The sequence below is a fragment of the Microbacterium sp. BDGP8 genome (genome assembly GCF_029991045.1).
Classification (GTDB): Bacteria; Actinomycetota; Actinomycetes; order Actinomycetales; family Microbacteriaceae; genus Microbacterium; species Microbacterium plantarum.
Map to the genome: position 1 here is coordinate 2,696,289 of NZ_CP120712.1, position 19,230 is coordinate 2,715,518.

Consider the following 19,230-nt stretch of genomic DNA (forward strand, 5'->3'; position numbering starts at 1 on the left):
GAGCCTGTGCGTGTCGGGCGGACGCGCGCGGGGCGCTACCGTCTTCTCGGAGGATTTTGTGAACACTACGCAATCGCGCGCGCCCCAGGGTGCCATCGACCGCTTCTTCGACATCAGCCGACGCGGCTCGACGATCGGCACGGAGGTCCGCGGCGGCCTCGTGACCTTCGTCACGATGGCCTACATCGTGATCCTGAACCCGATCATCCTGTCGGGCAAGCCGGATGTCGCGGGGACCACCCTCGACTTCGCGGCGGTCAGTGCCGCGACCGCTCTGACCGCGGGTGTCATGACCATCCTGTTCGGTCTCATCACGCGTCTGCCCTTCGCCTTCGCCGCCGGCCTGGGCATCAACGCCTTCGTCGCGTTCGGGGTCGTCGGCGAGGTCACGTGGGCAGAGGCGATGGCGCTCGTCATGATCAACGGCGTCATCATCGTGCTGCTGGCCGCCACCGGCCTGCGCAAGCTCATCTTCGATGCGGTGCCCGTGCAGCTGAAGCTCGCGATCACGGTGGCCATCGGCCTATTCATCGCGTTCATCGGCTTCGTCAACTCCGGTTTCGTGACCTCGACCGGACAGGCCTCTCCCCCGGTCGGTCTCGGCGTCGGCGGGTCCGTCGCGTCGGTGCCGACCCTGATGTTCGTCATCACCCTCCTGCTGACCGGCATCCTCGTCGCTCGCAAGGTCAAGGGCGGCATGCTCATCGGCATCGTCACGGGCACGGTCCTGTCGATCGTCGTCGAGGCGATCTGGCATCTCGGCGCGGCCACCGAGAACCCCGGCGGGTGGGGACTGACCGTCCCGGCCCTCTCCGGCTCGCCCGTCAGCGTCCCCGACCTGAGCCTCATCGGCGCAGTCGACTTCGGGTTCGACCTCGGCAAGGTGAGCATCGTGACCCTCGTCATGCTCGTCTTCACCCTCGTCTTCTCCAACTTCTTCGACGCGATGGGCACCATGACCGGACTCGCGAAGGAGGCGAACCTCGCCGACGCGAAGGGCGACTTCCCGCGCATCAAGTCGGCGCTGATCGTCGAGGGCGTCGGTGCGATCGCGGGTGGCGCGACGAGCTCGTCGTCGGCCACGGTCTTCGTCGAGTCCGGCTCGGGCATCGGCGAGGGCGCGCGCACAGGCCTCGCCAACGTCGTGACGGGCCTCGTCTTCCTGCTGGCGATGTTCTTCACGCCGCTGACCTCGATCGTGCCCACCGAGGTCGCCGCGGCGGCACTGGTCATCGTCGGAGCCATGATGCTGTCGCAGATCGCGCACATCGACCTGACCGACTTCCGCGTCCTGCTGCCGGTGTTCCTCACGGCGACCGTCATGCCGCTCACCTACTCGATCGCCAACGGCATCGGTGCGGGCTTCATCTCGTGGGTGCTCGTCAACGCTCTCTCGGGCCGCGTCAAGCAGATCAGCCCGCTGCTGTGGGTCGTCGCCGGCGGATTCGTGATCTTCTTCGCCCGCGGGCCCCTCGAGGCGCTCCTCGGAGTCTGACCCGACCGCGGCACGCCGCCGCCGGGCGCAGCTCCGGAGAACAGCGAAGGGGCGGATGCCGCAGCATCCGCCCCTTCGTCGTATCCCGAAGCGTCAGAGCTTCTCGATGATCTCCCGCATGAGCGCGGCGGTCTCGGAAGGCGTCTTGCCGACCTTGACTCCGGCGGCCTCGAGGGCCTCCTTCTTCGCCTGCGCCGTGCCCGCGGAGCCGGAGACGATGGCGCCGGCGTGGCCCATGGTCTTGCCCTCGGGGGCGGTGAAGCCCGCGACATAGCCGACGACCGGCTTGGAGACGTGCGCCTTGATGTACTCGGCCGCGCGCTCTTCGGCGTCGCCGCCGATCTCGCCGATCATGACGATGGCCTTCGTCTCGGGGTCGGCCTCGAACGCCGCGAGGGCGTCGATGTGCGTGGTGCCGATGATCGGGTCGCCGCCGATGCCGATGGCGGTCGAGAAGCCGAGGTCGCGCAGCTCGAACATCATCTGGTAGGTCAGGGTGCCCGACTTCGACACGAGGCCGATCGGGCCCTTGCCCGTGATGTTCGCCGGCGTGATGCCCGCGAGAGCCTCGCCGGGCGTGATGATGCCGGGGCAGTTCGGCCCGATGATGCGGGTCTTGTTGCCCTTCGACTTCGCGTAGGCCCAGGCCTCGGCCGACTCGCCGACGGGCACGCCCTCGGTGATGACGACGAGGAGGGGGATCTCGGCGTCGATGGCCTCGACCATGGCGTCCTTGGTGAACGCGGGCGGCACGAACGCGACCGAGACGTCGGCGCCGGTCTTCTCGATCGCCTCGGCGACCGATCCGAACACGGGCAGCTCGACGGCGTTTCCGTCGGCATCGGTGTGCGAGACGGTGGTGCCGGCCTTGCGGGCGTTGACGCCGCCGACGATGTTGGTGCCCGCCTTGAGCATCAGCGCGGTGTGCTTGGTGCCCTCACCGCCCGTGATGCCCTGGACGATGACCTTGGAGTCCTTGTTGAGGTAGATAGACATGTCGTTGGTCCTTTTCGCGTCCGGAGCTCAGGCGTTCGCCAGCTCGGCGGCCTTGTCGGCGCCCTCGTCCATACCGGCGGCGAGGGTCACGAGCGGGTGGTTCGCGTCGGCGAGGATCGCGCGGCCCTCGTCGACCTGGTTGCCGTCGAGACGCACGACGAGCGGCTTGGTCGCCGAGTCGCCCAGGATCTCGAGGGCCTTGACGATGCCCTCCGCGACGGCGACGCACGACGTGATGCCGCCGAAGACGTTGACGAAGACGCTCTTGACCTGCTCGTCGCCGAGGATGACGTCGAGACCCGAGGCCATGACCTGGGCGTTCGCGCCGCCGCCGATGTCGAGGAAGTTGGCGGGCTTGACGCCGCCGTGCTTCTCACCGGCGTAGGCGACGACGTCGAGGGTCGACATGACCAGACCCGCACCGTTGCCGATGACCCCGACCTGACCGTCGAGCTTGACGTAGTTCAGGCCCGATTCCTTGGCCTTGGCCTCGAGCGGGTCTGCGGCGCCCTTGTCCTCGAGCTCCTCGTGCTCGGGGTGGCGCACCTCGCTGGCGTTCTCGTCGAGCGAGACCTTGCCGTCGAGGGCGACGATGTCACCGGCGCCCGTGCGGACGAGCGGGTTCACCTCGACGAGGGTCGCGCCCTCGCCCTTGTAGACGTCGTAGAGCTTGACGAACACGTCCGAGACCTTCTCGACGAGGTCGTCGGGGAAGTTCGCGGCCCGGGCGATCTCGACCGCCTTGTCCTTATCGATGCCCTGCAGCGGGTCGACCTCGATGCGCGCGAGCGCCTCGGGACGCTCGACGGCGAGCTCCTCGATCTCCATGCCGCCCTCGACCGAGCACAGGCTCAGGTACGAGCGGTTGGCGCGGTCGAGCAGCACCGAGAAGTAGAACTCCTCGGCGATGTCGGCGCCCTGCGCGATCATGACGCGCTGGACCACGTGGCCCTTGATGTCGAGGCCCAGGATGGCCTCGGCTGCGGCGTATGCCTCGTCGGGGGTCTTGGCAACCTTGACGCCGCCGGCCTTGCCGCGACCTCCGGTCTTGACCTGAGCCTTGACGACGACGACACCGCCGATCTTCTCGGCCGCCGCCTTCGCCTCCTCAGGGGTGTCGGCGATGATGCCGGCGAGCACCGGCACCTCGTACTTCTCGAACAGGTCTCGGGCCTGGTACTCGTAAAGGTCCACTGCAATCCTTCGCTGGGCGACGGTGGGTGATGGGCGTGAAGAATCTCGATGTCGAGAGATCGCCCGATCGGAAAGCCTACTACCCGCGCCTGACGGCCCCGTGTCCGCTCCCCGCCGAACGGAGGGGGCTGTGTCAGATCCAGCCGCGCTCGCGCGCCATGATCGCCGCCTGCTGCCGGGTGGCGAGATGGAGCTTGCCCAGCACCGACGAGACGTGGTTGCGGACCGTGCCCGCCGACAGATGCAGCGTCGCCGCGATCTCGGCGATCGTCTCGCCTCGGGCGCCTGCCCGCAGCACGTCGAGTTCCCGATCGGTGAGGGGGCTCCGCTCGTCACTGAGGGCGTCGGCGGCGATCTCGGGGTCGACGTAGCGTCGCCCCGCAGCGACCTCGCGGATGACGGCGGCGACGTCGTCGGCGCGGCGGGATTTCGGCACGAAGCCGTCGACGCCGGCGCTCAGCGCGCGCCGCAGCACACCCGGCCGCGCGTGCCGGGTGACGACGACGCAGCGCGCCGGAACCCGCTGCCGGATGCGGGCCGCCGCCTCGACCCCGTCGATGCCGGGCATCTCGAGGTCGAGCAGGCAGACGTCGGGACGCAGCTCGAGCGCCTGTTCGACCGCGCTCTCGCCGTCGCGGCATTCGGCGATCACCTCGAGGTCGTCCTCGAGCCGGAGCAGCGCGGCGAGGGCCGAACGGATCATGTCCTCGTCGTCGGCGATGAGCACCCGGATCACCGCGGCATCCCCTCGCCCGCTTGCTCCCGCCTCGCGGCGGCCGCGGGGGCTTCCGCGGGTACCGAGACGACGACCTCGAACCGGTCGTGCTCGCGGCGGGTCCGCAGATCGCCGCCGGCCACCCCGACCCGGTGCGAGATGCCCGCGAGGCCCGAACCAGCGCCGAGCGACGACGTCGGGCCCGGGTCGTTGGCGAAGACGACACGCCAGAATCCGCCGTCGCGATCGAGCCGCACCTCCGCCCATCGCCCACCGCCGTGCTTGAGCACGTTCGTCGTGCACTCCCGGACCACCGGCCCCAGGAGGTCAGCGGGGGCGAGGACGGCGTCGGCGGCCACGTCCGACCGCACCGCGAGTCCGGCCGCGCGCAGCAGATCGGCGGCGTTGGCCAACTCATCGGGCAGGGGCACGCCGCGGAAGCGTCCGGCGAGTTCTCGGGTGCCCGTTCGCGCCGCGTCGACGGAGGCGCGGGCCAGGCGGATCTGTTCCCCCGCGGCATCCGGATCCCGGGCGAGCATCCGCTCGGCGAGCTCCAGCTGCAGCGCGATCACCTGCAGGTGGTGCCCCTGCAGGTCGTGCAGCTCCCCCGCCAGGCGCAGCCGCTCCTGCGTCGCGGCGAGGCGCGACTCGGTCGCACGCGCACGATCGAGCTCGAGCACCACGTCCCAGGACCACAGCGACAGAGCGATGGATGCCGGCAGAGCGACACCGAAGACGAGGAGAGCGAATGTCAGCGAGCCCGCACCCTCGAGACGGGCACGCTCGGCGAACCAGAGCGCCACGAGCGCCGCCTCCACCAGGATCACTCCACGCCATCGGATGCCGGGCCCCCAGCGCACCTGGCACAGGATGGTCGCCAGGACCGAGGCCCCGAACAGCACCGACACGGTCGCCGCGCCGAGCAGCACCGATCCGCCCGTCCCCAGCAGAACCGGCCACGACAGGAAGCGGCGCAGGCGAGGCGGGCGATCCGCTTCCCCCACATCGCCGTCGGCTCGGTATCGAACGAGCAGCACGACCGTCGACACCAGGACGGCGATCGATCCGACCGCGTATCCGACGATCACTGCCGGATCCTCCAGGCGGGTGCGGACCAGCAGTGCCCACAGGCTCCAGATGCCGAGCGCCGAGATCATGAAGAAGACGATGGACACGGCGATGTACCACGAGGTGGCCACGACCTCGCGGGCGAGCGTCGTGCTGCGCGGCGCGGCTGCCGGGCGAGGGTCGCGGTCGTTCACGAGGCCCACAGTACGGCCATGACGTTTGTCACGGTCCGGGTCGCAGAACCTCCCGGACTCCGGTGACGCCCCGGCACTCCCGTGAGCGTCGGGCCGCCGCTGGGATGGATCCATGACCAATCCCTTCGCAGACCTCATCCTCGGCTTCCAGGACCTCGTGGCCCGGATGCCCGACATCCTTCAGCCCGTCATCGTCGCCCTCGCCGGCGCTGTGCCTTTCATCGAGGGCGAGGGCGCCGCGGGCATCGGCATCATCGGCGGCATCCACCCCGTCGTCGCCGCGCTGGCCGGCGCCATCGGCAACTTCGTCTGCGTCGCGGTCGTCGTGCTCGTGGCCGCTCGTGTCCGCACGGCCGTGACGACGCGCGGCGGGGCACCCGAGAAGCCGAAGTCCGCCCGAAGCGAGAAGTTCCAGAAGGCGTACCACCGCTACGGCACCCCGGGCGTGAGCCTGCTCGGTCCGCTTCTGCTGCCCACGCAGTTCACCGCCGCCGCCCTGACCGCCACCGGAGTGCCCCCGCGCACCGTCCTGCTCTGGCAGGGAGCGGCGATCGTGATGTGGACGACGATCATCACGCTGTTCATCACCGGAGTGCTCTACGTCGCCACCTGACGCGCACGCAACCCCCAGGCCGTATTCAGCGGCGGGCATGCCGCGGAATGCAGGATGGGGACATGACCGCCCTCGAGTCCCGCCCGTGGCTGTCGGCCTACGCCGACGGCGTCCCCGCCGAGATCGACGAGGTGACGCAGACCCTGCCGGAGATGCTCGCCGCGACCGTCGAACGGCACGGCAACCGGACCGCTCTGGAGTTCTTCGGCGCCACCATGACGTATCGCGAGCTCGGCGCGAACGTCGACCGGGCCGCCGAGGGGCTGCGCCGGCTCGGGGTGACCGCGGGCGACCGGGTGGCGATCGTGCTGCCCAACTGCCCGCAGCACGTCGTCGCGTTCTACGCGACGCTGCGCCTCGGCGCGATCGTCGTCGAGCACAACCCGCTCTACACGGCCCGCGAGCTGCGCCACCAGTTCGAGGACCACGGCGCGCGCTTCGCCATCGTGTGGGACAAGACCGTCGACACCATCGCCGACTTCCCGACCGATCTGCGCGTCGAGCGCATCATCAGCGTCGACGTCACCGAGGCGCTCCCCCGCGGCAAGCGGATGCTGCTCCGGCTGCCGATCGCGAAAGCACGGGAGTCGCGCGCCCAGCTGACCGCGAAGCCGCGGACCAAGGATGCACTGCCCTGGTCGAAGCTCGTCGACCACCGCCCCCTGTCGCGTCGTGTGGCGGGGCCGACCCTCGACGACACGGCGTTGCTGCAGTACACCAGCGGCACGACCGGCATCCCCAAGGGCGCCATCCTGAGCCACCGCAACCTGCGGGCCAACGCGATGCAGGGGCGCGCGTGGGTTCCTGGGCTCGTCGAGGGCGAGGAGACGTTCTACGGCGTCCTGCCGCTCTTCCACGCCTACGGCATGACGCTCTGCCTGACCTTCGCGATGAGCATCGGAGCGAAGCTCGTGCTCTTTCCGAAGTTCGACGTCGGCCTCATGGCGGATGCCGCGAAGAAGAGCCCGCCGACGTTCCTTCCCGCCGTGCCGCCGATCTACGACCAGCTCGCCCGCGCAGCATCCCGCGGCACCATCGACCTCTCGCGCGTGCGGTTCGCGATCTCGGGAGCGATGAGCCTGCCGGTCGCCACCGTCCGCCGCTGGGAGGACACCACGGGCGGGCTCCTCGTCGAGGGCTACGGCATGACCGAGTCCTCCCCCGTCGCGCTCGGCAATCCCATGGGTCCCTCGCGCCGCCCCGGCACGGTGGGGGTGCCGTTCCCGAGCACGGACATCCGCATCGTCGACCCCGACGACCCGTCGGTCGACCGCGAACCGGGCGAGGAGGGCGAGCTGCTCCTGCGCGGTCCCCAGGTGTTCTCGGGCTACTGGCGCCGCCCCGCCGAGACCGCCGACGCGCTGCTGCCCGGCGGCTGGCTGCGCACCGGAGACATCGCCGTCGTCTCGCCCGACGGTTTCGTCACGATCGTCGACCGGCTCAAGGAGCTGATCATCACCGGCGGGTTCAACGTCTCGCCCAGCGAGGTCGAAGACACCCTGCACGCGCACCCCGACGTGGAGGCGGCGGCCGTCGTCGCGGCTCCCCGCTCATCCGGTGGCGAGGAGGTCGTCGCCGCGGTCGTGTTGCGCGAGGGCGCTTCGCTGGACGTCGAGGGGCTCCGCGACTTCTGCCGGACGCGTCTAGCCGCGTACAAGGTCCCGCGCCGCATCGTCGCGGTCGACGACCTGCCCCGGTCGCTCATCGGCAAGGTGCTGCGACGTCAGGTGCGCGAACAGCTGCTCGCGCGGGACTGACCTCTCGGGTCAGCGCAGACGTCGCAGGCCCGTCGAGGCGGGACCCTCGATGCGCTCGCCGTCGGGGGTGAAGCGCGACGCGTGCAGCGGGCAGTCCCACGTGCACTCGAGGTCGTTCCACTCGAGCACACCGCCCATGTGCGGGCAGATCGCGCTGACCGCCCGTGTCTGACCGTCGACCGTCGAGACGCCCACCGGCCGGGCGTGGTGCTGCGCGACGGTCCCTTCGCCTTCCGCAGGCTGCGCGACCGGGGTGGACCGGGCCAGCGCCGCGGTCCAGCCCTGCGCGGCGACGGCTCCGACCTTCGCGTTCTCGGAGACCCCGCGCGCCAGGTCTGCGGGCACCGTCAATCGCGTTCCGATGACCGTCATCCAGGTCGGCCGCTCGCGCATCTTCTCGCCGCGCAGTTCGCTGGCGATCCGCAGGGCCGCTGCCGGCGCGTTCGTGAGCCCCCACTTGGCGTAGCCGGTCGCGAAGCGCACGCGTCCGAGCGAGCGCGGCATCGAGCCGATGAACGGCACGAGGTTGTGCGAGGTGTAGTCCTGCGCCGACCAGCGGTGGGTCTCCGCGCCCACCGGGAACGTGTCCCGGGCCCACGCGATGAGCTCGTCGAGTTTCGCGAGCTCGCTGTCGGTCCGGCCGACCGGGTGTCCGGCGCCGCCGACGATGAGCTGCGGTGACCGCTCCGGGCCGGCACCGTCGGCGGCCGTCGCGGTGCGCACCGACCGGGTGGGACTGTCGGCCGACAGGTACATGCCGTCGGGCACCTCGCCCTCGAGGTCGAACGACACGCACGCCGACCGCATCCCGCTCACCTTGGCGAAGTAGAGCCCCCGATCGGTGATGGGGGCACCCGTGGCGAGCACGATCTTCCCGGCGAACAGCGGGCCCGCCTCGGTGTCGACCCGCGGCCTCGGCACGACCCGCACCCGGCTCACCGCCGTGCCCAGGTGGAGCCGACCTCCGGCCGCGACGAACGCGGTCGCCAGTGCCGCCAACAGGCTCATGGGGTCGATCGCGCGCTGATCATCCAGAGCGACGGCGCCGGCCATGTGGACGGGACTGGCGGCGAGCTCGTCGGCGCCCGCGAGCCGCACGTCGAGGCCCGCCTCCCGGGCCGCCCGGTACTCCTCGGTCACGGCCGCCACGCCTTCGGCCCCCTGCGCATGCGTGTACGCGGTTCGGGTCGTGGTCGAGACCCCGAGCTCGTCCGCGGCGCGGGTGATCCACTCGAAGCCGTCGCGGTTCGCGTCGACGTAGGCCCGGACGAGGGATGCCGGGTGGTGCCGGCGGAGCGATGACAGCGTCGCGCCCTGCAGAAGCGAGATCTTGCCGGTGTTCGAGCCCGAGGCGAGCTCGCCGATGCCGCCGCGCTCGACGATCGCGACATCCATGCCGCTCCGGACCAGCTCGAGGGCGGTGGCGAGGCCGGTCAGCCCCGCGCCCACGATGATCACGTCGTGGCGTCGACCGGGTTCGAACGGCGTTCCGGCGGGCACGGTGACGTCGGACTTCCAGAGCGCGGTCATCTTCGCAGTCAACGCCGAGCGCCGGACGGCGGCAAGCGACTTGACACTAGGCTCGGTGCCCATGACCGAGGCCTCCCGCACCCCCGGCGACCCTCTGGTGGCCGCGGCCGTCGCGATGTTCGACGAGCAGGGGTACGAGCGCACCTCGGTCGACGACATCGCGCGGGCGGCGGGTCTGTCGCGGTCGACGTTCTTCCGGCAGTACGGCGGCAAGGACGATGTGGTCTTCGCCGACCACGACGTGGCGATCGCGACGCTGCGCGAGCTGCTCGAGACGCCGCACGAGAGCCCCTGGCGGGCCGTGTGCGACGCCGCCCTCGCGGCCTTCGACCATTTCGCCGCCGATGTCGAGCTGGCGCGACGCCGGTATCGCGTGGTGCGGGGTGTCCCGGCGCTGCGCGAGCGCGAGATCGTCATGGTCTTCCGTTACGAGCGGCTCTTCGGCGACCACCTGCGCGAACGCCTGCCCGACCTGGATCCCGCCGAGGCCGTCGCCTTCAGCGCGGCGGTGACCGCGGTGCACAACCATGTCCTGCGCCGCCTCCTGCGCGGCGACGACGCGGTCACGCGAGCCACGGTGGAAGCCGCGCTGGACGACCTGCTGCATCGCTTCGGCGTGCACCCCGACGGTCAGGCGCCCGCCGCCGACGACGTCGTGGTGGCCGTCTTCCCCCGCCGCATGCCGCTCGCCGAGGTCACCCGCCGTCTCCGCGCCGATCTCTCCTGAGTGCAACCGGTGACACTCAGTGCCACTAGGGGCGATACTGGATGTCATGAGCGATGAAGCCGACCGTGATCTCGACGCGCTCCCCGGCGAGCGCGTCGCCTCGTATGTCCTGACGGGACGCCGCGACACCGACTACTACGGCGTCTTCGCCGACGTCGACGACGAGGACCGGGCCGCCTGGAACCGCGCCCGCGCCTTCGTCGACGAGGTGGGCGACCGGATGCAGCAGGCCTGGGACTCCGCGATCTACCCGCTCGACCTCGTCCGGCGGATGGGCGAGCTCGATCTCTTCGTCGACGGCATCGAGCATGCGGACCTGACGCGCATCACACCGCTCGGGGCGGGCCTGGTGACGATGGAGATCTCACGCGGCGACGGCTCGCTCGGCACGGCGCACGCGGTGCAGGGCGGGCTCGCGCTGCGCACCCTCGCGCTGTTCGGCTCGCCCGCCCAGCAGGAACGCTGGCTGCGCCCCCTCGCGACGGGCGAGGTGCTGGGCAGCTTCGCCCTCACCGAGCCCGACCACGGCTCCGACTCGGTCTCGCTCGAGACCGTCGCCCGCCGCGAGGGCGACGAGTGGGTGCTCCGCGGCGCCAAGAAGTGGATCGGCAACGGCGCCTCGGGCGGCATCACGTTCGTGTGGGCACGCGTCGACGATGAGGGCGATGATCTGCACGGCTCGGTGCGCTGCTTCCTGGTCGAGCAGGACCGCCCGGGCTACACCGGCACCGTCATCGCGGGCAAGGCTTCACTGCGCGGCATCCACCAGGCTCACGTGGCCCTGCGCGACGTGCGGGTTCCGGCCGACGCGGTGCTGGAGGGCACGAGGTCGTTCCGGGATGCCTCGACCGTCCTCTACGCCACCCGTTCGGGGGTCGCGTGGTCGGCGCTCGGCCACGCGACCGCCTGCTACGAGGCTGCGGTCACCTATGCCGGGGAGCGCATCCAGTTCGGGCGGCCGCTCGCCCGCTCGCAGATGGTGCAGGAGCGCCTCGCGCAGATGCTCGACGAGCTCACCGCGATGCAGCTCTACTGCCGCCGCCTCGCCGACCTCGAGACCGCCGGCGGCCTGCGCCCGACCCAGGCCTCCCTGGCGAAGTACCACAACACCCGCGCCGCACGGCGGATCGCCCAGGTCGCGCGCGACCTGCTCGGCGGCAACGGCATCCTGCTCGAGAACGGGGTCATGCAGCACATGGCCGACATCGAGGCGATCCACACCTACGAGGGGACCGAGAGCGTGCAAGCGCTGTTGCTCGGCCGCGACATCACCGGCGTCGGCGCGTTCACCTGATCCGCGGTGGGCGGCGGCTCAGCGGGCGCGCCGCCGCGCGATGACGGTCACGACGAGCGCGATGATCCCCGCGCCCAGCACGACGACGGCGATCGACGACCAGGGCACGGCCGGCGTCGAGAACCCCGAGGATGCCGCTTCGGGCAGCGGCACGCGATCGTCGCCGAGCGAGATCGGGGTCACCGCGACCTCGCCGGCGGCGAAGAACAGCGGCGTAATCGGCAGCTCGATGCGCTGCGTCGCCGATCCGCCGGGCAGCACCTCGAGCGCTTCACCGGCACCCCTGCCCGGCATGAGCCCCAGCGGCCCCGCGGCATCGGCGGCGGCGCTCGCCCCGAACCGGACGTTGCCGGTATTGGTCACCTGATACTCGACCGTCAGGGTCCCGGGCGCGAACGGAATCCACGACGGTCTGAAGCTCGCCGTGGCGGCGTCGATCCGCAGCGCGGGGGCGATCTCGCCGGCAACCTGCAGGTGCACGCGCACGCCGACGCGGTGCGTCACCGTCACACCCGTCTCGTCGGTGCTGAGTCCGACGACGATCCCCGCGGGATGATCGCCCGGCGTCGCGTCCGCCGGAACGGTGATCGTCACCGGCAGCACCCGAGTCTCGCCCGCCGCCAGGGCCAGCGACCCGCCGTCGAGCCCGCCGACATCGATCCACGCGCCGCCCGCCTCCGGCTCATCGGTGCGGACGTCGTAAGCACCGTCGGTGCCGACGAGCCCGTCACCGGCGGAGACGGCGAAGACGGCGGGTTCGGCGGAGTGGTTGGTGACCGCGACGGCGTCGGTGATCGCGGCGCCCGGGTCGATGGTGTGCCGCAGCGACACCCGGCCGTCGGGTCCCGCAGCGTCGGCGGGGACGACCCCCCACTCGATCGCGGGGGACTCCGGCGCGGCAGCCGATGCCGGGACGACGGTGAGCGAAGCGGACGCCGTGAGCGCGACGAGGACGCCGGTCGCCAGCAGCACGGCACGGACGAGAGGGATGCGGGGCATGGTGTCTCCGGTGAGCGTGGGCGGGGACGGGCGGGAGCCCGCCCCCGCCGATGGGGGTGTGCTGCGCGGGACGCTCAGTCCTGCGCGAACAGGGTGAGCGTGATCTCGCTGCCGTACCGACCGCCCGCTGCCTCGGCGGGGATCGACAGGTCGAGATCAGCGCCCACGACCGTCGCGCCCAGGCGCGAGGTGCGGTCCGCAGCCGCCAGAGTCGCGGGAGCCTCGAGGGTCGCGCGCCCGCCCGCGGCGGCGCCCGACTCCGACCGGATCACGCGCGGCGTCCAGGCGAGGTTCTCCGCCGCGAGCGTGCGGTTGCCCGCGACGAAATCGGTCGCGGAGCCCGCGAGCGTCCAACCGCGTCCCTGGGCGCGGACCTCATTGCGCGTATCGGCGACCGTCACGAGCGGCAGAGTGGCGTCGAGCCCCTCCCCCGAACCGCTGAACGACACCCGCTCGCCGTGGCCGGCGACGCTCAGGCTCAGGGCCCCCTCCGCCTGATGTCCCGCGACCGTGGCCTCGAGCGCCACCGCATCCGCCGAGCTGCGCTCGCCGTGTCCGAGGAAGTCGAAGATCGTCTCGCCGATCGCGGTGTTGTCGAGATAGGCGCCGCGGACGACGTCCCACTGATCGGCGCGCGCCTCGAGCACTTCGGCCCCGGCACCCTTGGCGAAGAGCGGAACGAGCGCGTTGGTGTGTCCACCCGAGTGCCAGGTGAGGTCCGGCAGCTGACCCGCCGTTCCCGTCATCGGCGTCCATCCGGCCTCGGGACCGGCGCCCGCACCCGCGAGGTAGCCGGTCTCGTGGTCTGCGGTGACGACGACGAGCGTCTCGTCCCAGCTGCTGTTCTCCTCGACCCACGCCTCGACGGCCTCGACGGCGTCGTTGAAGGCGATCTGCTCCTCGATCAGGCGCGTGGTCTGGTTCGCGTGGCCGGCCCAGTCGACCGCCCCGCCCTCGACCATGAGGAAGAAGCCCTCGTCGCCCGTGTCGAGCACGTTGAGCGCGCCGCGAGCGAGCGTGTCCAGGTCGGGGACGTCGTTCGCGGGATCGGTGTACGGCAGCACGGCATCGTTGGCGAGACCGGGACGGTTGTACTGCAGCGTCTCGGCCACCTGCGCGAGGCCGAACACCTTCTCGGGGACGGCGGTGCCTGCGGCGAGAGCTTCGAAGTCGGCTCTGTCGTCGATGAAGCTGTAGGGCGTGGCGCCCGTCGACACCCGCTCGTAGTCGTTCTGCGCGATCCAGGTCCAGTCGGCCGCACGCGACTGGTGTCCGTCGGTGTACATCGGGTGTCCGCCGCCCATGAGGACGTCCACGCCGCTGTCGATCATCTCCGCCGCCAGGCCCTGGTAGTCGTTGCGGTCGGCGTTATGGGCGATGAAGCCCGCGGGGGTGGCGTGGTTGAAGGGCACGGAGGTGACGAGCCCGACCTTCTTACCGACCTCCTGCGCCTGCTCGCCGACGGTGAGCAGGCGGTCCCCGCCCGGCTCGAAGCCGAGGGTCCCGTTGTTCGTCTTCACACCGGTTCCGAGCGCCGTGCCCGCTGCCGCGGAGTCGGTGGCGCCCGAAGCGACCCAGTCGAAGTCTCCCCACGCCTTCTCGGTGACGTACTCCGCCCGACCCGAGGCCGAGTAGTGCGACTGGGCGACCTGAACGGGCCAGGTCTCGTAGGCCTGACCGGGCGTGGCCGCCTCGTGCGCGATCGCGCCGGTCTCGGGATCGACGGTGACCTGGTGCGCGCTCGTTCCGTGCTCGTAGAGGCTCGCGGCGTCGAACTGGTTGTAGCCCGCGCCGTCCGAGATCATCAGGATGACGTTCTTCGGAAGGGATGCCGGGTCGGCCTCGGTCGCGCCCGCGGCGATGGCGGGTGCCGACGCGAGGGCGAGGCCGGTGACGATGCTCGTCGCCGTCAATGTGCAGGCGCGCGTGTGCGCTCTCCGTTGCATGGAGATCCTCTTTCGTATCTGGGGGGAGGTGCGAAAGCCGCCGCGTGCGGGCGGCCCTTCAACGGTGGTCGGCGCAGGTGTCCACCCGCCGACACCTGAGCGACGGGTCGGTGAACGGGAGGAGCCGCGGACGTGACCGCCGTCGCCGCTGCCCTGCCCCGCGAGCGCCTCGAGCGCAACCCCGCGTCAGGGGCGTCGCGGTCCGCTAGCGTCGTCGTCATGAGCCTGTTCCGACGGAGACCGCGGCCCGAGATCGTGCTGGCGGATGCCATCGACCGCGACGCCGAGCGACCTCCCGCAGGCCTGTGGGCCGACGGCTTCGGGCGGCTGGCCATCCGCGGAGTGCAGATCATCGTCCTGGTGATCCTCGCGATCGGCGTCGTCTACGTGCTGCGCCAGGTGTCGGTCGTCGCGATCCCCCTGATCCTCGCGCTCATCTTCGCGTGCGCGTTCGCGCCGGCCATGAGCTGGATGCGTCGTCACGGGGTGCCGTCGCTGCTGGCGACGATCATCACCCTGCTCACGATCGTGCTGCTGCTCAGCGGCCTCTCGTGGCTCATCGTGTGGGCCGTCCGCGACCAGTGGGACGACCTGTACTCCCAGGCCGAGGAAGGATTCCAGCAGCTCGTCGCGTGGGCGCAGACCCTTCCCTTCTCGATCGATCAGAAGCAGATCGACGAGTGGCTGGGCGCCCTCGGCGACTTCGTCACCAGCGCTCAGTTCGGCTCGGGCGCCATCGCCGGCGTGAGCGCGGTCGCGACCTTCATCACCGGCGCGGTGCTGATGGTGGTGATCCTGTTCTTCTTCCTCAAGGACGGCCCGCGCATGTGGGAGTTCCTGCTGCGCCCGTTCCGCGGGGCGAACGAGCAGCGGGCTCGCCGTATCGGCGACAAGACGGTCGTGGTGCTCGGCTCCTACATCCGCGGCACCGCCGCCGTCGCCTTCGTCGACGCGGTCGGCATCTTCATCGCGCTGCTCGCCCTCCAGGTTCCGCTCGCCATCCCCCTGGCCGTGCTCGTCTTCCTCCTGGCCTTCATCCCGATCGTCGGTGCGACGCTCGCCGGCATCCTGGCCGCGCTCGTCGCACTCGTCGCGAACGGCCCGCTCAACGCGGTCCTCGTCGTCGGTGCCGTCGTGCTCGTCAACCAGCTCGAGGGCAACTTCCTGCAGCCGGTCCTCATGGGCCGCACGATGAAGCTGCACTCGTTCGTCGTGCTCGTCGCACTGACCGCCGGCACCGCGATCGGCGGCATCCTGGGCACCCTGCTCGCCGTCCCGACCACCGCCGTCGTGTGGGGCATCGTGCAGGTGTGGGACGGGCCGAACCTGCCCGCCCGCTGGGCCCGACCGAAGCCGCGCGAGCAGCTGCGCGCCTGAGGGACCGCGATGACGTACGACATCCCCGCCCCGATGCTGGCCAAAGCGGTGCCCGCCATTCCGGATGCCGGGCCCCGCGGCGCGGGGCTGTCGTTCGAGCCGAAGTGGGACGGGTTCCGCGCGATCGTCTCCTGGGACGGCGAGAGGGTCGAGATCGGAAGCCGCGGTTCGAAGCCGCTCACCCGGTACTTCCCCGAGCTCGTCGACGCCTTCTCGAGGCTGCTCCCCGAGCCGTGCCTCATCGACGGTGAGATCGTCGTGGCCACCGACACCGGTGCCGGCCGGCGGCTGCAGTGGGAGGCTCTCTCGCAGCGGATCCACCCCGCGGCCTCGCGAGTGGCGCTGCTGAGCGAGCAGACACCTGCCATGTTCATCGCGTTCGATCTCCTGGCCCGCGGCGAGCGAGACCTGCAGGCCGAGCCCTTCTCGCGGCGGCGTGAGGAACTCGTCGAGCTGCTGCGCGACGTGCCCGATCCGATCCACGTGACGCGCGCGACCGACGACGTGCGCACCGCGCGTCGCTGGCTCGCGGAGTTCGAAGGCGCCGGCCTCGACGGCGTCGTCGCCAAGCCCGTGGATCAGCCCTACGCCCCGGGCAAGCGCACGATGCTCAAGATCAAGCATGCCCGCACGGCGGACGTCGTCGCGATCGGATACCGCATCCACAAGTCCGGCACCGGGGTCGGCTCACTGCTCGTCGGGCTGTACGGCGATGACGGCGAGCTGCACGGGGTCGGCGGGGTGTCCGCGTGGAGCGACAAGCGGCGCCGTGAGCTGATCGACGAGCTCGAGCCGCTGGTCGAGCGGGATGCCGCCGGGGCGGCGGTCACCGGCGAATCCGACCGCTCGCGCTTCGCATCGTCGAAGGATGTCTCATTCGTGAGGCTGCGACCCGAGCTCGTGCTCGAGGTGCGCTACGACCAGCTCGAGGGTCGGCGGTTCCGGCACACGGTCCAGTTCGAGCGCTGGCGCCACGACCGGGACGCGCGCTCGTGCACGTTCGACCAGCTCGAGACCGTCGCCGCCTACGACCTGGCCGACGTTCTGGACTGACGGCGGGCGAGGGGGCGACACCGGCCGTTCACGCCGCGGCCACCGATCGTTGCGCGCCGCTTCCTAGCGTGCGAGAGTCGCCCGCAACCCCCGCCCGCCCGGGCTGGGGGCGCGATTCTCCCCCCGCATCCGAAGGACGCTGCATGCACCTCGCTCCCTCTGCTTCCGATCCATCCCGGCGCCGCACGGGCATCCCCCTGGCTGTGGCGGCGCTCGCCGTCACGACCCTCGCTCTCGGCGTCGCCGCGCCCGCGAACGCGGCCGCCGGCGATCTGCTCGACGAGAACGCGATCGCACCGCACGCCGCTCCCTACGGCACGTTCGTCGACGTCTACACCGCGAACAGCTCCGCCAACACCACGCCCGAGACGAACCCCGCGATCGGGGTGCTCTCGGGAATGCTCGACCTCTGGCAGCCGGGAGCCACCTGGGACACCGGCCGGGCGACGGATGCCGGCGCGGCGGTGCTCGACGCCAACATCGCGCGCAACGTGGAGGTCGCGCGCACCCGTACCGCAGCGGACGAGACCGCCGCGTGGATCTTCGACCGCCGTCATCAGAGCTACAGCGCCATCGACGGACTCGGCCCGGCAGCCTCCGCGTTCCGCCAGGCGATGAATGCCGGCACCACGATCCCCGACGCCATCCCCGCCGACGCCACGACGGTGCGCTACGACGACGCCGGCAACGCGTCGGGCCGCTGGGCAGACCCGAACTCCGAGCTCGGCTCGGTCGTCGCGCTCGTCGACACGGTGCGCGGTCCCTCGGCCTCGTCGAACCCGTCGAAGAACTTCTTCAGCTACAAGCGACCCTTCCGCTGGGTGGACGACTCGATCATCGTCCCCGCGCTGATGCCGGTGCGAAAGCCCGACAGCGAGGCGGCGAGCGACGGCGGCTTTCCGAGCGGTCACACCAACGCCGCCTACCTCGCCTCGTTCGCCCTCGCCGACGCGGCGCCGCAGTACCAGGACCTCCTCATCGCGAACGCCGCCGAGATCGGCGACAGCCGCATCGTCGCCGGGATGCACTCGTCGCTCGACGTCATCGGCGGTCGCGTGCTGGCGACCGCCCTCGCCGCCGCAAGCCTGAACGATCCCGCGAACGCCGAGCTGCGCGCCGCCGCGTCGGCCGAGGCCCAGGGTCTGATCGACACGCTGCCCGCCCCGGCATCCACATCCACGCTCGACGATGCCGACTACGACGCGCTCGCGCAGCAGTACCGCGATCGCATGACCTACGGGCTGCCGAGCACGGGCATCGCCGGCCTGCCCGCACGCGTCCCGGCCGGCGCCGAAGTGCTGCTCGAGCACCGGCTGCCCTACCTCGACGCCGAGCAGCGCCGCTGGGTGCTCCACTCCACCGCCATCGACTCCGGCCACGCCGTGCTCGACGACCCCGAGGGCTGGGGACGACTCAACCTGTTCGAGGCGTCGAACGGCTACGGCGCCTTCGACACCGATGTCACGGTGACGATGGATGCCGGCTCCGGCGGCTTCGCCGCAGCCGACGAGTGGCGCAACGACATCGACGGTTCCGGGGCGCTGACGAAGGACGGCTCCGGCACCCTCGTCCTGTCGGGCGAGAACACCTACACCGGCGGCACCATCATCGACGACGGCATCGTGCAGGCGACCTCCCCGACGGCCCTCGGCACGGGCGACCTCTCGGTCACCGGCGGATCGCTCGTCGAGGCGACCTCCGGGCTCGCCGTGGGCGGCGACTTCACGCAGGCGAAGGATGCCGCGCTCGAGCTGTCGGTCGAGAACGCAGCGCCGGCCCTCTCGATCGCGGGCACCGCCACGCTCGGAGGCACCCTGCGCGTCGACCTTCCCGCGGAGGCTCCGACCTCTCCCCTGCGGCTGATCGCGTACGTCGCGCGTGCCGCCGACACGACGTTCGACGCGGTGGAGCTCACCGGCGCCGGCGCGGGCTTCGACGGCGCCCTCGAGTACCGCGCCGACGGGGTGTACCTCGTCGACGTCACCGCGCCCGGGGAGACGCCCGGGGAGACGCCCGGCACCCCGGCGCCCGGCGCCCCGGCGCCCGGCATCCCGGCGCCCGGCGTTCCGATGCCCGGAGCTTCCGACACCGCTGCCGGAGGCGACTCCGCTGCGGCCATCGGAACGAGCGCGGCGCGGCCCACCACCGACCGCATCGCGCGGACCGGCGGCGAGGGCTCGCCGATCGGTCTCCTGATCGGCGGAGTCCTCCTGGTCTCCGCCGGAGGCGTCGTGCTGCTCTCGCGGCTCCGTCGCCTCGCGCGCCGCTGACA

At 71.3% G+C, this 19,230-nt stretch carries 15 protein-coding genes; 8 read left to right on the forward strand and 7 right to left on the reverse strand.

The window, feature by feature from the left end:
* Positions 1-58: 58 nt before the first annotated feature.
* Complete coding sequence (locus P6897_RS13045; protein ID WP_269267966.1) at positions 59-1,495, forward strand: NCS2 family permease; 1,437 nt, start codon at positions 59-61, stop codon at positions 1,493-1,495.
* 93 nt (positions 1,496-1,588) lie between these two features.
* Here the strand turns inward: P6897_RS13045 and sucD are convergent, their stop codons facing one another.
* The 4 genes from sucD to P6897_RS13065 all read right to left on the reverse strand — a co-directional run bounded on the left by sucD (position 1,589) and on the right by P6897_RS13065 (position 5,662).
* Positions 1,589-2,491: a succinate--CoA ligase subunit alpha gene (sucD, locus tag P6897_RS13050; protein ID WP_112617478.1), complete on the reverse strand. Its 903-nt coding sequence runs from the start codon at positions 2,489-2,491 to the stop codon at positions 1,589-1,591.
* A gap of 27 nt (positions 2,492-2,518) precedes the next feature.
* Positions 2,519-3,685, reverse strand: a complete 1,167-nt coding sequence (sucC, locus tag P6897_RS13055; protein ID WP_269267968.1) for an ADP-forming succinate--CoA ligase subunit beta — start codon at positions 3,683-3,685, stop codon at positions 2,519-2,521.
* A 133-nt stretch (positions 3,686-3,818) separates the two neighbouring features.
* On the reverse strand, positions 3,819-4,421 hold the full coding sequence (locus P6897_RS13060; protein WP_274178975.1) for a response regulator transcription factor: 603 nt from the start codon (positions 4,419-4,421) through the stop codon (positions 3,819-3,821).
* Positions 4,418-5,662, reverse strand: coding sequence for a histidine kinase (locus P6897_RS13065; protein WP_282501431.1), 1,245 nt, complete (start codon positions 5,660-5,662; stop codon positions 4,418-4,420). Before P6897_RS13065 ends, P6897_RS13060 begins: the two co-directional genes overlap by 4 nt.
* 112 nt (positions 5,663-5,774) lie before the next feature.
* Here P6897_RS13065 and P6897_RS13070 point away from each other — a divergent pair, with 112 nt between their 5' ends.
* Both P6897_RS13070 and P6897_RS13075 read left to right on the forward strand, forming a co-directional pair.
* Positions 5,775-6,275: a small multidrug efflux protein gene (locus tag P6897_RS13070; protein WP_282501432.1), complete on the forward strand. Its 501-nt coding sequence runs from the start codon at positions 5,775-5,777 to the stop codon at positions 6,273-6,275.
* Between the two features lie 62 nt (positions 6,276-6,337).
* Positions 6,338-8,032 carry a long-chain-fatty-acid--CoA ligase gene (locus P6897_RS13075; RefSeq protein WP_282501433.1) on the forward strand — a complete coding sequence of 565 codons (1,695 nt, stop codon included), beginning with the start codon at positions 6,338-6,340 and terminating at the stop codon, positions 8,030-8,032.
* Between the two features lie 9 nt (positions 8,033-8,041).
* On the opposite strand, the gene P6897_RS13080 is transcribed toward P6897_RS13075, so the two are convergent.
* Positions 8,042-9,562 carry an FAD-dependent oxidoreductase gene (locus tag P6897_RS13080; RefSeq protein WP_282501434.1) on the reverse strand — a complete coding sequence of 507 codons (1,521 nt, stop codon included), beginning with the start codon at positions 9,560-9,562 and terminating at the stop codon, positions 8,042-8,044.
* A 61-nt stretch (positions 9,563-9,623) separates the two neighbouring features.
* Between P6897_RS13080 and P6897_RS13085 the strand changes: the two genes are divergently transcribed.
* Both P6897_RS13085 and P6897_RS13090 read left to right on the forward strand, forming a co-directional pair.
* The gene (locus tag P6897_RS13085; RefSeq protein WP_282501435.1) at positions 9,624-10,289 is read left to right on the forward strand and encodes a TetR/AcrR family transcriptional regulator; all 666 of its coding nucleotides are present in this window, start codon (positions 9,624-9,626) and stop codon (positions 10,287-10,289) included.
* A gap of 46 nt (positions 10,290-10,335) precedes the next feature.
* The gene (locus P6897_RS13090) at positions 10,336-11,583 is read left to right on the forward strand and encodes an acyl-CoA dehydrogenase family protein (RefSeq protein WP_274178980.1); all 1,248 of its coding nucleotides are present in this window, start codon (positions 10,336-10,338) and stop codon (positions 11,581-11,583) included.
* 18 nt (positions 11,584-11,601) lie between these two features.
* On the opposite strand, the gene P6897_RS13095 is transcribed toward P6897_RS13090, so the two are convergent.
* Positions 11,602-12,582, reverse strand: coding sequence for a hypothetical protein (locus tag P6897_RS13095; protein WP_282501437.1), 981 nt, complete (start codon positions 12,580-12,582; stop codon positions 11,602-11,604).
* A gap of 74 nt (positions 12,583-12,656) precedes the next feature.
* Positions 12,657-14,528 carry an alkaline phosphatase gene (locus P6897_RS13100; protein ID WP_282501438.1) on the reverse strand — a complete coding sequence of 624 codons (1,872 nt, stop codon included), beginning with the start codon at positions 14,526-14,528 and terminating at the stop codon, positions 12,657-12,659.
* A 219-nt stretch (positions 14,529-14,747) separates the two neighbouring features.
* Here P6897_RS13100 and P6897_RS13105 point away from each other — a divergent pair, with 219 nt between their 5' ends.
* The 3 genes from P6897_RS13105 to P6897_RS13115 all read left to right on the forward strand — a co-directional run bounded on the left by P6897_RS13105 (position 14,748) and on the right by P6897_RS13115 (position 19,228).
* A complete protein-coding gene (locus P6897_RS13105) occupies positions 14,748-15,905 on the forward strand; it encodes an AI-2E family transporter (protein WP_282502595.1) in 1,158 nt (385 codons plus the stop codon).
* Positions 15,906-15,914: 9 nt separating this feature from the next.
* Positions 15,915-16,958, forward strand: a complete 1,044-nt coding sequence (locus tag P6897_RS13110) for an ATP-dependent DNA ligase (RefSeq protein WP_112617487.1) — start codon at positions 15,915-15,917, stop codon at positions 16,956-16,958.
* 143 nt (positions 16,959-17,101) lie between these two features.
* Entirely contained in the window at positions 17,102-19,228 is a 2,127-nt protein-coding gene (locus P6897_RS13115; RefSeq protein ID WP_282501439.1) for a phosphatase PAP2 family protein, read from the forward strand.
* The last annotated feature ends 2 nt before the right edge of the window (positions 19,229-19,230 follow it).